The organism is Paenibacillus sinopodophylli (genome assembly GCF_005930355.1).
In the GTDB taxonomy this organism is placed as follows: Bacteria; Bacillota; Bacilli; order Paenibacillales; family Paenibacillaceae; genus Pristimantibacillus; species Pristimantibacillus sinopodophylli.
Window position 1 is genome coordinate 85,163 of the sequence record NZ_VDBO01000012.1, and the last position, 16,220, is coordinate 101,382.

The following is a 16,220-nucleotide window of genomic DNA, read 5'->3' on the forward strand; positions in this document are numbered from 1 at the left end:
GACTATCCGTTTATAAAAAAAAATACCCCAAAGGCTGAAAGCCTCTGGGGTATTCCGTCTACTCAATCGTTGCTGCCACAATGTCGCCATAAGCCCAATGTGAACTTGTCACATCATGCCATGGCGACTGCACGGAAGAGACTGCTGCACTTCTACCCAGCACCTTGTTGATGATGCTTGTCGCTTCCGCTCGTGTGAGCGGCTGATTCGGCTTAAATGTGCCGTCACTATATCCCTTAATGATTCCTTCAGCCTGTACCTTCTCAATGTCGGCCTTCGCCCAGTGATCCAAAATATCACTAAATCCTGTGCTCTGTTTATCCGAATCGCCAATCAGCGCAGATACAAGCTTAGCCATTTCGGCACGAGTAATCGACTTTCCTGCACCAAAGCTGCCATCCTCGTAGCCTTGCATCAAGCCCATTCCCGTTACTTTCGCAATCGCATCGTTGGCCCAGTTCGTCGCAAGCACATCGGTATAGGATACCTCTGATGTTACTGCAGCTTCCCGAGTTGCAATTCTGGACAATATCGCAGCAATCTCTGCCCGAGTCAATTTATTGTCAGGTTTGAAATGATTCCCCTCGTAGCCATTCATATAGGCAACTCCCAAGCTTGAATCCTTCAGGCCTGAAGCATGAATGAGTGTAAACAGGCTGAAATGATGAACCGTGAATTGCAGCCCTTTGTCTCCTTTATCGTTGTACGTAACAACTTTTCCTTTCAGCAGTTCCACAGTCCCGTCGCTATGCTCGATATATACGCCTAGGTCATTCAACTCTTCCTCTGTGAGCTTGACGTCAACCAGTGGCAAAACAATTGTGACCTCACCGCCTTGAGCATTAGTTTCAATACTCATCGGACGGCCAACAACCGTTGCTTGCTCTTTGCCCGCTACAATTCTGACTGCCGCCTCCCGATTTGCTCGTCCAGTCGTTTCAAGCTTCTTCGCTTCATCCTTTACCGGCGTCAGCTGGAAATACAAATCCTCCGCATTAGCTGCCAGCGCATCGCTTCCCACGATTATTTTACCGTTCTTAGTCGCAATCTCTAAGCCAATATGTTCATCCGCAAGCGCTTGTCTTGCATCCTTCGGGAGCTTAACAAGTGTTTGCGAAACCTCATCCTTCGAATCTGGAATAACGAGGCTTGCTGTGTGATTACCAGCTGCTTGCAGGCTAGCTGCTGCTTTGCGTGCTTGCTCCGCTGTCAACGTAACCTCATCTTGCTTCTTACCATCTGCCTGCTGCGCTCTTGTCACAACCGTTTTCACTGCATTCCCGACTTCAATGGTTAATTCCTCTTTGCCAGCATTCGTATTCCCGCCTGTGCCAGACGCCGATGAAGGCGTCTGACTTGGTGCAGCGGACGGTGTTGCTGTCGGTGTTGCTGTCGGTGTTGCTGTCGGTGTTGCTGTCGGTGTTGCTGTCGGTGTTGCTGTCGGTGTTGCTGTCGGTTCATCTGTTGGTTCATCTGTCGTTATTGGTGTACCTGTCGGTGTTGGTGTTGCTGCTGGTGAAGAAGTAGGTGATGGCGTTGCCGATGGCAGCGTCGCGGCATTCACCTGAAATTTCACACCATCAACCAGCATATAGTCACCAGACTTCTTCACAGCCTTAATCGTATGGAAACCATTAGTCAAACCAGTAACGCTGTAAATCTCCTGCTGCGTCAATCTGCTATCGTGATGAGCGTTCACTGTTCCCTTGAATACATTATCTACATAAATATCCACATCGCCTTGATCTGGTGACTTAGGCGAAAGTAGAGCTACGCCCGTACCTGTAAACGAATACTCCACATAATCGTCGTTGTTCTCTGTACCGTGCAAATCACCAAGATAATCGCCATTATAGGAAATCGCTAGGCTTACTGCACCGTCCGGCTGCGTCGCCAAATATTCCTTTTTAATCGTAATTTCACTACCCGAAACGGTATAGTCCGTGCCTGCAATAAGCGGAGTAGCACCGTTAGCAACACCAAGCAGGTTGCTGCCGTCAATCTGAAGCGTCGTTGTCACATCAGCCTGATCGGTCTTGTCGAAGCCGGCTGAATCCGGGCTGATCATATCAGCTATTCTGTATTTCAACAGATCCAGCAGCATGTAGTAGCCTGATTTCTTAACGGCCTTAATCGTATGTGTACCTTCCGCCAGTCCTTCAATGCTGTATACCGTTTGCAGGATTTGTCTGCTTGCATTGTAGGTGCTGATGGTTTGCTTGAATACACCATCTACATAAATATCGATATCGCCTTGTGATGAATCCTTTTCCGTAATGATCTCGATCCCCGTACCCTCGAAGGTGTATTCGAAATAGTCGTTGTTCGCCTCGGTGTATTGCACATCATCCTTATAGTCGCCAAGACCTCTGTTTCTGCCGTGCTGCCAAGCGCCAGTGTATGAAATGTCTCTATCATTATTATTCACAGAAACATAGCGTCCTCTGGACGTATCGCTTACAGCAATCGCCAGCGTCTGCGCCGCTCCGCCGCTGAAGGATAAGGTCAAATTCGTCATGCCATTCGACCTGCCCGCAAGGTACTCCTTCTTAATCGTTAGCTGATCACCAGCTATCAGATAGTCCGCGCCAGCTTGCAGCGCTGATGCTCCATTCTCAATTCCGATTAAGCTGTTTCCGTTAAAAGAGATATTGGTCGCAATGTCTGTTTGTGCAGCCGCTCGCTTATCAAAGCTTAACGCGCTTGGGTTCAGCGTACTGTTCTGCCCCGTCGTATCACTGATTGCAACCGTCAGCGTTTGCGATGCTCCTTGGCTAAAGCCGAACACCAGATTGGCTGTGCCATTAGGCAAACCAGCAAGATAAGCCTTATGAATGGAAACCTCATCATTCGCAACCGTATAATCGGTACCCGATACGAGCGCCGCGGCGCCGTTTGTAATACCGGCTAGTGTATTACCGTTCAGCGTCAGCGCAGTAACAACGTCAGCCTGCAAGGAAGCTTTCTTATCAAAGCTTGCTGCTGAAGGGCTGATCGTGCTGTTCGACGCCAAGGAATCGGTTACAGCAACGGTAAACGTTTGTACGGCTCCGCCGCTGAAAGCGAAGGTTAAACTCGTTGTGCCGATTGGCTGGGTCGCCAAATATTCCTTCTTCAGTGTTACCGTGTTACCCGACACCGTATAATCCGTACCGGATACGAGCGCACCTGCACCACTGGATATGCTGCTAAGTCCACTGCCAGCACCCGTTGTTGTAATCGTAATATCCGCTTGCTGTCCTGCCGCTTTATCGAAGTCTCCCGTGCTCGTGCTGATCAAGTCAGGCACGCTGACGCGGAGCTTATCCAGCAGTAAGAAGTAACCCGATTTCTTCACCGCTTTGATTGTATGTGTTCCGTTTGCCAAACCTGTGATGTTGAACACAGGCTGCTGTGACAATCGTCCAAGGTTAGACGTACTAATCGTTTGCTGGAATTGATCATCGACATAGATGTCCACATCGCCCTGCGAAGGGTCCAGCTCAGTAATGAATTCTATGCCTGTTCCTGTGAAGGTATAAGTGAAATAATCATTGTCATTCGCTTCTGCATAGTGTACATCATCCATATAATCGCCAAGCCCGCGATTCCAACTGCGATTCCAGCCGCCTGTATAGACGATGGAAGCATCATCATCGTTAATCGATATCGAGCCGCCGACCGACGTATCGCGCACGACTAATGAAGCCTTTTGCTGCGAACCAGCACTGAATGAGAAAGTTAACTCAGACGTTCCCGTTGAGAGCGTATTCATATATGCCTTTTTGAGTGTCAATTGCGTGCCGGATACGGTATAGTCGGTGCCTAGAGCGAGTGTGTTACCGCCATGCTCCACCCCTGTCAGCGTATTGCCGTTCAGCGAAAGCGTTAGCTCTGCATCGAACTGAGCGCCTGCCTTCTTATCAAAACTTACTGTCCCGGGTGTAACTCGGCTGTTCCTAATTGTTGTGTCGCTCACGGCAATTGCCAAGGATTGCGAAGCTCCTCCGCTAAAGACAAAGGTCAGATTCGTCGTGCCTACTGATCTGCCTGCCAAATATTCCTTCTTAATAGTCACATCATTGCCCGTAACGCTGTAGTCTGTACCGGCTGCAAGCGCGGCTCCATTGTTCGAGAGGCTTGCAAGCGTGTTGCCGTTAAGTGTTAATGTCGTTAATACATCTGCCTGCTCCGAATCCTTTTTGTTAAAGGAAGCCGTTGTCGGGCTAATTGTACTGCTCTGCGCAGCAGCATCCGTCACGTTAATTACGATATTCTGCTTATCGCCAGCAAGCTCTTGTCCGCCGTTGCGCGTCCAATCACCTGTATATTTCATGCCGGTATCATCATCATTTGCAGTTGTCGTGCCGTCCTGCGCTACCACTTTGAACAACCGCGAAGCATGTGATGCTAGATTGATAGAGCTGTAGCCTGTGTTGAATGTTCCGAGATCCTCGTGACTCCACAGATCACGAACCTTCGCAGGACCCGTTATACCAATATCGCTCCAATTCACATGAACTGTCGCTGCCGAGCTACCTAGATTAAATAACCCGACTGTATAGCTTCCGTCTCCGTTGTTGGAATACCATACCTGCTGCTCGGTAGCAGTCGAGACAGGGTGGCCCGGCCGGCCGGCCTGATTCACTGCAATGACCTCTTCATTCGTCAACAGCTCAAGTCCATACGCGTCCAAATTCGTCATATCATTCCCGATATACAGCTGAGCTGAAGATAACGCCCAGAATGTCATCGCTGTCTTGCGCTCGTCAGGCGTGATGCCGTCCATCGCTCCGTTTCCGATATTCAAGGAATCGAAGTCATTCCAGCCCCCCGGCCCCGCATGGCGCCAAAATTGCTCTACAATCGGGAAGAGCCTCGCAATGCTTGGCCAAGTCGTTAAGCCGCCAGTGCCGCAATAGCACTCAATATCCCAATCGACGCGCCAGCCGTTCGCATATTGCTTCCAATAATCGATGTATTTGATATCGAGCGCCCATGAAAGCTCCAGCCAAATATCATGCGGAGCAAGCGCCTGCGCCCATGCCTTCACGTCGTCACGCGCATCGAGTGAGAGATCCGATATGCCTGAGCCTGGAGTAACGCTATCGAATTTCAAGAAATCGATACCCCATTCACCGTAAAGGTTAGCTATTGAATCGATATAGCTCTGCGCGCAGGGCTGGTTGAAATCGATTTTGTAGCCAAGCCCCCAATAATCTGATTCTTGGATAGGCTGTGCCGCTATATCCTGCATCGAGCAGCCTGGAGCTCCGTAGATTGGCAGATCCTGATCATATGCCTGTGGCGATAAGCCCGGAATGCCATAGATACCGATCTTCTGTCCGTTGGCATGGACATAATCAATTAATTCTTGAAAGCCATTCGGGTACAACGTCGTACTCGGAATCGGGCGCCCATACTCGTCCATTCCACCGTTCCAAGCTGCATCGATGTTAATGTATTCATACCCGTAGTCCTGCAGCTTCTCATGCATCGCATCGGACTGCGCTTTAATATTGGCTTCGGTAATCCAATGCCCATTATTCGTATATACCTGCATACTATAGCTGCTCCAGCCCATATAAGGCTTTGCCGCAAGGCCGTTATCGGCCGCTTCTGCTACGTTTCCTTTCGGTGCCACAAGTCCTAATTGGGTAACGAATAGAACAATAACGAGCAGCCATAGCCGCATTTTCCCCGTAGTTAGAGTCATTATAAATCTCCTTTTTTTAGAAAATAAGATCAGGCTTTTATTTCGCAATAAAAACCTGATCCTGTGTAGTTGAAGTGACTATGCCTTACTTAAAGGATTGATCATACGCTTTTTGCAAAATTTCCAAGTAACGGTCGATCTTCAGATCCTTAAGACCCTTCACGTAAGAATCCCAGTCCTTCTCGAGACTCTTGTTGCCGGTAATGAATTGCAGCGCGTTTTGCTCAATGTAAGATTTAATGTTCGTTTGCAGAATGCTCGCCTCGTCAACCTCAGCGTTATCGATCCAGATCGCCCAAAGCGGGAATAGCTCTTTCGGCTCGTGACCTTGATATTGAAGCGTCGCTTGATACAATCTGCGCTCATAGTTGGCAGAATCATAAATATCAGTACCTTGAACCCAGCTGTCGCGGTATTCCCGCGGCATATAGAAGTGAGCTGTTCCGCTCCAGCCTGCATTGCGCGGTGCTTCGCCCTCAACCGCAGGAATGGTTGCGACCTTCGGCTCTACGCCTTCACCAAGTGCAACTTCGCCTTCCTTCGGTTTTCTCCAATCGATGCCTTCCATACCCGAAGCGCTGTTCGTTTGACCTTCTTCAGTGAACATGTAATCAACTAATTTAATGAGAGCAATTTGCTGTTCTTCAGAAGCTTTGTTCGTAATGACGAATTTCGCTCCAGGTGCAACACCGCCGCCATCATGAGTAGCGAATGAGCCGTGCGGGCCAGTCAATGGTGGTACCGGATTGTAATCTGCCGAGTTTTTGTTGCCTACATCGATGTTAACGAAAATAGCAGGGTGCATACCAGCACCGGCGCCAAGAATTTGAGCGTCGCCGTTTTCGCCAATTTTTTTGAATGCTTCCGAGTTTTGTGCGAATGCGCCTGGATCGATCAGACCTTCATCGTATAACGATTTGATGTACGTTAAGCCTTCTTTCCATTCCGGCTTAAGCGCTGCTGATTCCACCTTGCCGCCATTTAGGTTCAAATAGTTGCGATCGTCGTCATAGACGAAGCCGTTCATGAGGAACGGAATAACGCGTACGCCGAAATCCTCGATCGAGCCGCTGAGCGGCACTTCGTCAGCAACGCCGTTGCCGTTAGGGTCCTTTGTTTTGAACGCCGACAATACCGCTTTGAATTCTTCCGGTGTTTTCGGCATTTCCAGCTGCAATTTATCCAACCACTTTGTATTGATCCACATTTTGTTCGGATAAGAGCAATGGAAGCACTGGCTGTATGCCACAAGACCATAAATATTGCCGTCCGGTGCTGTGTTAAACGCTTTCAAATCTGAGTCTTTTTCCATTGCCGCTTTAATGTTAGGCGCATATTTGTCGATTAGATCATTCAGCGGCACAAGTACGCCTTGCTTGCCGTACTTCACTACATCTGCCTGTGTGAACTGATCCACATAACCTGGGAGCATGTACGCATCAGGATAGTCTCCGCTCGCAAGCGAAATTTGACGTTTCTCCTTCGCACCGTCTGGCGGAGTCGTTTCGAACTTGAGCTTGATATTGAATTTTTCTTCTACGAATTTAGTGAATTTGTTCGTTGCCAGATCAATGTTAGGCTCTTGAACGGCGAATAGTGTAACTTCAACCGGTGCGGTATTTTCCGTCTGTTCCGTTTGAGAATCCGGCGCGTTGGTGGCCGTATTGGAAGGCTTATTATTTTGCGAACATGCGGCTAGCATCATGCTTGCCACCACTACGATTGCCAACAAACCAAATAGTTTCTTTTTCATCTTAGATCGCTCCCTTTTCGTATCGTTTCCTGTATGCCTGCTGCTTCTCCTTGCCTTTACACTACAAAGCGACCACCTCCCCTCCAAGCTGTGCGGATCATTAGCCTTTCACAGACCCTACCAGCATCCCCTGTACGAAATAACGCTGCACGAACGGGTAAATGATGAGCACTGGCAGCGTCGCAACGACGATTAGCGCGTATTTAAGCAGCTCGGACAGCTGCTGCCTCTCCACCTGCTTCAAAGCGTCGGTGACGCTTGCGCTGTTGTTCATGATAATGATGCTCCGCAGCACAAGCTGCAGCGGAAACAGGTTCGCCGATTTGAGGTAAATCAACGCATCGAAGTAGGCATTCCACTGGCCAACCCCGTACATCAAGAAAAGCACAGCTAGAATCGGCTTGGATAACGGGATAACGACACTGCGCATAAACCGAATATCGCTGCAGCCATCGATCTCGCTGGCTTCGAACAGTTCATCCGGTATGGACGATTGAAAGAAGGAACGAGCGATAATAACCTGCCATACCCAGACCGCATTCGGAATGAGCAGTGCCCATCTGGAATCGATCATGCCAAACTCCCTTACAACCATATAAGTTGGAATCAAGCCTCCGCTGAAGAGCATGGTGAACGTAATGAGCATCATAATGACACTGCGCCCAAAAAACGATTTGCGTGACATCGGATACGCAATCATGACCGTGAGCACCACACTAATCATCGTTCCAGCCGCCGTATAGAAGATCGAGTTGCCGTAGCCCTTCATAATTTGCGGTGTATCGAACAGCACCTGGAAGCCCTTGAACGAAATATCAACCGGCCATAGCCAGACTCGGCCTGACGTAACAGCTGCCGGACTGCTGATGGAGCTGCTAAGAATATAAATGAGCGGATAAATAACCGCGATTAACACCAGAGCAAGAACCGTGTAAACAACGAACAAAAAGATTTTATCGCCAGCTGAATCCTTTATTTTCTGCCTGACTGGTGCCTGCTGCGTTGCTATTTTTGATGATGCCATAGGCGCACTCCCCTTTTACCAAATGCTCGATTTCGTGAATTTTTTCGCCAAGCCGTTGACGACGAACAGTAAGACCAAATTGATTAGTGAATTGAATAAGCCGACCGCCGTTGCAAAGCTGTAATTGGCATTCAGCAGCCCGACGCTGTAAACGTAGGTTGCAATAATTTCCGAATTCACCTTGTTGAGCGGATTTTGAAGCAGGTAGATCTTCTCGAAGCCAATCGCCATAACGCTGCCCACATTCAGAATGAGAATAATGGTGATCGTCGGCAAAATGCCCGGAATGTCTACATGAACAATTTTCTGGAAACGGGATGCCCCGTCCACCTTGGCAGCCTCGTACAACGTAGGATCAATACCCGACAGTGCCGCCAAGTATATAACCGCAGAATAGCCGGCTGTCTGCCATATATCCGACCAGACATAGATCGAGCGGAACATGCTCGCTTCTCCCAGAAAGTTGATGGAGTCCAGTCCGAAATAGTTCAAAGCGACGTTTACAAAACCGAGCCTTGGCGCAAGGAACAGCATAATAATCGATACCATAACGACTGTGGAGATGAAATACGGTGCAAAGGTGACCAGTTGTACTGTCCTTTTGAACCGGCCGTTACGAATTTCATTCAGCATTAGCGCTAGTATGATTGGAATCGGGAAGCCTGCAAGCAATAAATAACCACTGACATAGATCGTGTTTTTGACGAGCGGCCAGAACATGGGATTATCAAAGAACAACTGAAAGTTTTTGAATCCCACCCACGGGCTGCCCCATATGCCTTTAATCACGTTGTAGTCCTTAAAGGCAAGTACAGCGTTCAGCATCGGATAATATTTAAAAATAAGGAAAAACAATACTGGCGGTATTATTATGAGGTACAGCTGCCAATGCTTCTTGAAGCTTATAACCGCTTCGTCGGCAAGGCTCCGCTTGCCCTTTACCTTCAACTGCTTGTTCGTTAATGTGATTTCTTTTCCCAGAACAATCCCCCCTAAGTGACTACCTGCTGATGTATGATAGCGCTTTCTATACGACTGATCATAGTAGATAATAGCTGTTCAGAAACAGGTACAGTTGCGTCTTTTGGCGTACAAAAACCCCGTTTTGAAGGGGGCAACTGGCCGTATTGGCGTACATTTATCAGGTTTGGCGGGCTGAACACGCTTCGCGCTCGCCTCCGACTGCTTTAGAGATGTAAACGCTCACTTTTAGGTATAGAGACAAGCTCCGCAACACAAAAAAATCCCGACTGCTGGGCAGCCGAGATTTCGAATTCAATCACTATTTGCTTGTTGCCGATTGGTCATACGCGTTCTGCATCATTTCAATATAACGTCCGATCTGTGTACTTTCTAGCCCGGCGATGTAACTGTCCCAATCCTTGTCCAAATCCAAATCGCCAGTTATAAATTGCAGCGTGCTTTGTTCAATATAGTTAGACACATTCGTCTGCAGGATTCCCACTTCATCTGCCTCCGCCGGATCTAGCCAAATGGTCCAGATCGGAAACATCTCGGCAGGCTCATGACCCTCATACAGTTGCGTGGCTTCCATTAGTCTTCGCTCATAGCCGTCAATCGCATATATATCTTTGCTGGCTACCCAGCTGTCGCGGTATTCCCTTGGCATATAGAAATGCGCCATTCCACTCCAGCCAGAATTCGTAGACTTCGTTTCATTGATAGGAATAAGACTGACAAACTGGGGCTGGGCACCCTCGCCAAGCGCTGCTTCACCTGCTTCCGGCTTCCTCCAGCCAATGCCCTCCAAGCCCGATTGGGCGTTCGTCTGTCCTTCCGGCGTGTAGATGTAATCGATCATTTGAATTAAAGCGATTTGTGCTTCCTTGCTTGCTTTATTCGTAATGACGAATTTCGCTCCCGGTTGAATTCCCCCTCCGTCGAAGGTGGCATGGGATGCGAACGGTCCGACAAGGGGAGGAATAGGGGTATAGTCCTTGAGACGCTCACTCGTAAAAATAGCCGGATGCATCGCTGCTGCCGCGCCGAGTATCGACGTGCCTGCCTGGTCTCCCATTCGCTTTAACGCATCCGCGTTCTGAATGAATGCCCCTGGATCAATGAGACCCTCATCATATAACGATTTAATGTAGGCAATGCCAGCCTTCCACTCCGTTTTATTCGCCACAGTATCCACTTTCCCATTGCTCATTGCCAAATAATTATGGTCATCATCATAAATAAACCCGTTCATCAGATAAGGAATAACCCGCACGCCGAAATCCTCGATTGAACCGCTTAGCGGTACCTCATCAGACAGGCCGTTGCCGTTCGGATCCCTGTTCTTGAACGCTTCAAGCATCGCCTTAAACTCTTCGATTGTCCTCGGGATCGTGAGTCCAAGGTTCGTGAGCCATTTCGTATTGACCCACATTTTGTTCGGATAGGAGCAATGGAAGCACTCACTATAGGCAGCAAGGCCATAGATAAGGCCGTCAGGGGCCGTATTAAACGCTCTCAAGCCTTCATCCTTCTCCATTGCTGCCTTGATATGGGGGGCATATTCGTTTATGAGCTCATTGAGCGGCAGAATGACTCCCTCTTTGCCATACTTCAGCAAATCAGACTGCGAGAATTGATCAATATAGGCGGTCAATATATACGCATCTGGATAGTCGCCGCCAGCCAGCGAAATTTGTCGTTTCTCTTTGGCACCGTCAGGCGATACGCTGTCCCAATTGAAGTGAGCATTGAATTTGCGCTCCAGCAATTTGGTGAAATCATTCGTAGGCAAATCAATGCTCGTATCCTGATGGGCAAACACGTTGATCTCTACTGGAGAAGGCAAGCTGCTATCCTCTTCGCTAGCCGTGCCTCCCCGCTCACAAGAAGTCAGCAGCAGTACAATAACACATAGAACCGCTACTATGCTGATCCAGTTCTTACTCATCTTCTCTCACTCCTTGCAGGCTGCGCAGCCGAATGCTTATATGTTAATCGATTGCCTATAGGAGCTTGGCGCAATACCCATCACACGCTTGAAAGCTCTGCGGAAGGAGTGCGAGCTGTTATAGCCAACGCGCGCGGCAATCTCATCGACCGTGCAAGCATCTGTCCGAAGCAGGAAGGATGCTTGCTCGATTCGAATCATCTCCAAGTAATCCGACACGTTGATATCCGTCACTTCTTTGAACAACTGAGAAATATATTTCTCCGGACGCTCCACCTTTTCGGCAATTCGGTATAAGGTCAACTCAGAGTCGCCATACATCTCTGCGATAAATCGCTTGATTGCCTCAACCGTTTGAATGTGGGCATGGTTTTTCTTGCTGTTAATGACGCTGCACAAGGCTTGCACCGTTTCACTAAGCTGTTCTTGAATAACGCTCAATACATCAGATGCTTGGATACTTATAATTTGGTTCTTGAGCGTATGAAGCAGGTCAGATTCCATAAATGCCTTCTGATCGAGAAGCTTGAGCAGTGTACCCTTCAGCTCTCCTATGAGCTGCTGCTTCATCTCTGGAGATAGCTGTTGATTTTCCGTGTTTTTCTCCATTACAGATAACACCATACGATTAGCCTCATCTGGATCACCTGCTCGAATGGTACTGATCAGTCGCTGCTCAATGTCGAGCGGATAATAATAAGTAGCTGTTTCTAGCCTCGAATCTCCGAACCAAAGCATGTTCTGTTTACTGGCAAATTCGGCATACTCTATCGTCTGCTTCGCTTGCTCGTAAGAGTGGCTTGCATCCATCATCATGGCGAAGGCATCTCCAAATGCCGCTGTAATCGATATTTTGTATTCATTGTAGGCAACTTGAGTCAACCGCTCCAGCATATCGGCTATTCGCTGCCTTAGCACATCGTGAACCGATTCCTCCGCCTGAGCCGCCCAAATCATAACAATTCGGTCTGATCCTAAGTCTGTCATCGGTAGTCCACTCACTTGCTCAGCCAGCGCTTGCTTCAGAATCAGCCTTGCCGCCGAGAGCTCGTTCAAAATGTCCACGGTGTCCATTCCGGAATAACCGTTAATACGCAAAATACCGACATAGCCCACGCCAGATGAAAAGCTCATATCCGCTTGCGCAGCAGCAGCCCCAATCTCTTCGGCTGTGTGGAATTCACCTGCGATCAGCCGTTTCAGAAACCCATCGCGCACGAGCGGAAGCTGGCGGTTCAATTCATGCTCAAGCTGACGGTTGCTCGTAATCATATGGGATATATTGCCGTGTAGGAAGTCGTATTCGTTCCGCTCTGAAATACCGTCCTTGCCGAATTGCTCCTTCATTACACCTAGAAGCCGATTAATCGGCGCACTATTTCGATAAGACAGCAGCATACCTGCAAGTAAACCAAGTACTAAGGCGATACCGGTAACCAGCCATGTAATATACTTAATTTGATTCGCATTCTCCATCAGCACCTGTCGTGGAATGCCCGCTCTGTAGGTCCAGCCGTTCTTGTCGGAGTGAATGGTGATGACTAGATCATCCTGATAAAACTGGCTGGTTAGAGACGCATCGAGCGATTTGTCCGATGACAGCCGTTTGGCATTCTCTTCGCTTATACCGCGCAAGCCGATTGTATTCCCCTGGGCATCGCTAATATGAGCCCACCCGCCGTACCGATCCTCCAAGCCCGCCAACAAATTGGAAATATTCTCTTCATTAATAATGACGACTACAGTAGCCGGAGATGAACCATTGAAGCTGTCAAGAGGAAGTGACTGCATATACGTGATGACTGAGGTTTGCTTGGAGTTGCTCATATAGGAGCTGAGCGGCATAATTTCGCTGCGATGCGTTCGGCCTAGCACGCTCGTCTTCCATTCTTCAAGCGTAAGCTCCGTATATCGAAAATTTTGATAGTAATGCTCCGGACGGAAATAGGCCGAGCCCTGCGTAAATATAACGTCATAATTATTTAAGTAGATAAAATAGTTTTGCAGAAAATCATTCGTTTGGCTGAACGGAGTCACCTGCTTTACCATGCTCCATATGCCGTATACATTAACCTCGTCGCCTTGCTTCCTCTCATTCATCAATTTATTTAAGTCCGGGTTCAAAGCAAGCTGACGAGTAAAGCCCTCAACCTCGACCATCCTTCTCTCTAGTATTTCTTGACTTCGCTGCAGCTGTGTAACGCTATTCTCAATGGAAATGGATTGCGTCACCGAAATGGAGGTGCGATAGGATACAAAACCAGCAATACTTGGAATAATTAATATAATTAAATAGGATACGAGAAATTTGCGAAAGATCGTAGTATGCTTCGGCACGTCCAACCCACCCTTCTCTATATAATAGCGCTTACATGCGGTCAATAAATGTAACTTTGCCTATTATGCAATGAGCTGTTTCTTCATCATAACCTAATGATACGAAAAGACAACTACAATTAAAGCACGTAGTTGTCTGATTCGTTTATTTCGCAACTGACTTAACAGCCGCTCGCTGCTCCGTCATTTGAAGATCGGCATCCAGCTTGTAGGTGTAACCCGGCTCGAACGCGAGCGACACTGCGTCGTCTCCGAACCGTACGTTCGTTCGACCCTTCGAGAATGCATGAATGGATGCGCTCGTCAGCACACCGTTCTCCCAAGCTGCATCAACCTCGACATTTCCTTTTGCCCGCAAGCCTTTGAAAGCACCGCTTGCCCATGCACTCGGAAGGGCTGGGAGCAGATGGATTTCATCTGTGCGGCTTTGAAGAAGAATGTCCGCGATCGCTGCTGTTCCTCCGTAATTGCCGTCAATGACGAATATATTCGTCTCAGCTCCAGCTACACCAGCCTTCGAGTAAGTCAGCATATTATCGAAGCAAAGCTCCCCGATCAAGTGGTTAATATGCCTCAGTGCACGATCTCCATCTAACAAACGAGAGAAGCCGGTCGCGAACAATACTGCCGTAAACTCAATATCCTCGAGCTCATCCGTCATTCTGCCAATAAGTGTTTGCTTGGCTGCAGCGCTTAGCTCTGGTGTATCGCGCGGCGTAATTTGATTGCTTGGATACAAGGCGTATAAATGTGCCAGATGGCGATGCTCCGGCTGCGCTTCCTCATAGTCCTCCAACCATTCCTGCAGCTGCCCTCTTTTCCCAATCTGCAAGGGCGGCAGCAACAAGATTGCCGCTCTCAGCCTCTCTTGCAGTTCACTGTCTGTCTCCAGCAGCTCGGCTGCCTCCAAGCAGAAGGAGAATAGTTCCCGAACTAGCACTTGGTCCATCGTTGAGCCCATCGACAGCTGCTGCGGGCCTTCAGCGCGGTTGCTCGTATAGAAGCTGTTCTCTGGCGAGTTCGACGGCCCTGTAACCAGCCAGCCGCTATCTGGATGCACCGTCATATAATCAAGGAAAAACGCTGCCGCCTCCTTCATGATCGGATACGCCTGCTTCGTTAGAAACGATTCATCCCGTCCATATTCATAGTGCTCCTTCAGATGCATGGCGATCCAAAGTCCTCCCGTCACATTCAGCCCCCAGCCCGTCTCCCAGCCCGGTGCTGAGAAACCCCATGCATTCGAGAATACATGGGCTACCCAGCCCTCGCAGCCGTAGAAATCCTGCGCAGCCTGCCTGCCTGAAGCGGATAGCCGTTCAATATAATTCATTAACGGAACATGGCATTCTGCCAAATTGCTTATTTCAGTTGGGTAATAGTTCATCTGCGTGTTGACGTCTAAGTGGTAGTCACAGCTCCAAGCCATCCGGTTCGCTTCTCCGTCGTTCCATGCGCCCTGCAAGTGCAGCGGCAGCGGTGAATCCTCGCGCGATCCAGCAATTGTCAAGTAACGGCCGTACTGATAAAACAATGTAATCAAGCCCGGGTCATCTTGCTGCCCCTTCTGCAGCCTCCGCATCCTCTCGTCCGTAGGCAGCTTGTCGTTCGTGCTATCTCCGAGGCTGAGCGACACGCGAGCATATAAGGCTCTGTAGTCCGCAATGTGATCCGCTTTGAGTCTTGTATAGCCTTTGGCGATAGCCGCAGCGATCTCCTCCTCGCTTCTCGCTGTCCACTGCTCGTCAGTTTGGCGGTAATCCGTATGAATTGCAAAATAGATAACGGCTTCATCGGCATTTTCAACGACAATCTCGTTGCCATTGCTTCGAATGCTGCCACCCTCGGCTGCAATCTTGACTTGCCCCCGGCAAAAAACGCCGCATCTCCCGTCACTATGGATGCTTTCTGTTGCTTGCCCATAGAATACGATGGAATCATCATTCTTTACGACTGCTGAGAAATGCCCCGTGCGCCCCTTCACGGAGAGCGAGAAAGAAACCCCTCCCAGCTGCTCACCCGTTAATCGCGACACGACGATGCCGTCGGCATGGGTTGCAAATGTTTCTCTTGTGAACCGACTGCCCTCGCTCATGTAGGTAACGGTTGCGACGGCATCGTCCAAGCAAAGCTCGCGCTTTAACTGCTCCCCATCCTGAGCGAACTGAAGGGTAATATCGCAAACGGAAAGATTCGTGCCGAAATTTTGTTTCTTAGGCTGCAGCGCTTGCTTGGCCAGCCTGTCTCCTTCATTATAGTCTCCTTTGAAGAAAGCTTCCCTCATATGACCAAGCGCTGCCTTCCCGTCCGCATTGCCCGGAATTCGCTCTGCTTGACCCGACCAATACGTCAGCTCCGTCATGCTCCATGTTTCCCGCAATGCGCCTCCATATAGAACAGCGCCTATTCTACCATTTCCAATCGGCAATCCTTGTTTCCAGTCTGCTCCCGGCCCGTTGTACCAAAGCTTCGCTTGATTCATGCTGCACCCATCTCCTAG

The 16,220-nt window shown here is 49.0% G+C and carries 7 protein-coding genes; all 7 read right to left on the reverse strand.

The features are described 5' to 3' along the window. Positions 1-58: 58 nt before the first annotated feature. Positions 59-5,695, reverse strand: a complete 5,637-nt coding sequence (locus FGT79_RS32310; RefSeq protein ID WP_138755635.1) for a X2-like carbohydrate binding domain-containing protein — start codon at positions 5,693-5,695, stop codon at positions 59-61. 85 nt (positions 5,696-5,780) lie between these two features. Beyond that, on the reverse strand, positions 5,781-7,448 hold the full coding sequence (locus FGT79_RS25360) for an extracellular solute-binding protein (protein WP_138755636.1): 1,668 nt from the start codon (positions 7,446-7,448) through the stop codon (positions 5,781-5,783). 100 nt (positions 7,449-7,548) lie between these two features. After that, on the reverse strand, positions 7,549-8,472 hold the full coding sequence (locus tag FGT79_RS25365) for a carbohydrate ABC transporter permease (RefSeq protein ID WP_138755637.1): 924 nt from the start codon (positions 8,470-8,472) through the stop codon (positions 7,549-7,551). Between the two features lie 15 nt (positions 8,473-8,487). Beyond that, positions 8,488-9,420 (reverse strand): ABC transporter permease, encoded by a 933-nt coding sequence (locus FGT79_RS25370; RefSeq protein ID WP_246096617.1) that lies wholly within the window; start codon positions 9,418-9,420, stop codon positions 8,488-8,490. A gap of 334 nt (positions 9,421-9,754) precedes the next feature. After that, positions 9,755-11,383, reverse strand: coding sequence for an extracellular solute-binding protein (locus FGT79_RS25375; RefSeq protein ID WP_138755638.1), 1,629 nt, complete (start codon positions 11,381-11,383; stop codon positions 9,755-9,757). 36 nt (positions 11,384-11,419) lie between these two features. Beyond that, on the reverse strand, positions 11,420-13,720 hold the full coding sequence (locus FGT79_RS25380; protein ID WP_138755639.1) for an AraC family transcriptional regulator: 2,301 nt from the start codon (positions 13,718-13,720) through the stop codon (positions 11,420-11,422). A 145-nt stretch (positions 13,721-13,865) separates the two neighbouring features. Then, entirely contained in the window at positions 13,866-16,202 is a 2,337-nt protein-coding gene (locus FGT79_RS25385) for a glycoside hydrolase family 95 protein (RefSeq protein ID WP_138755640.1), read from the reverse strand. Positions 16,203-16,220: the final 18 nt, after the last annotated feature.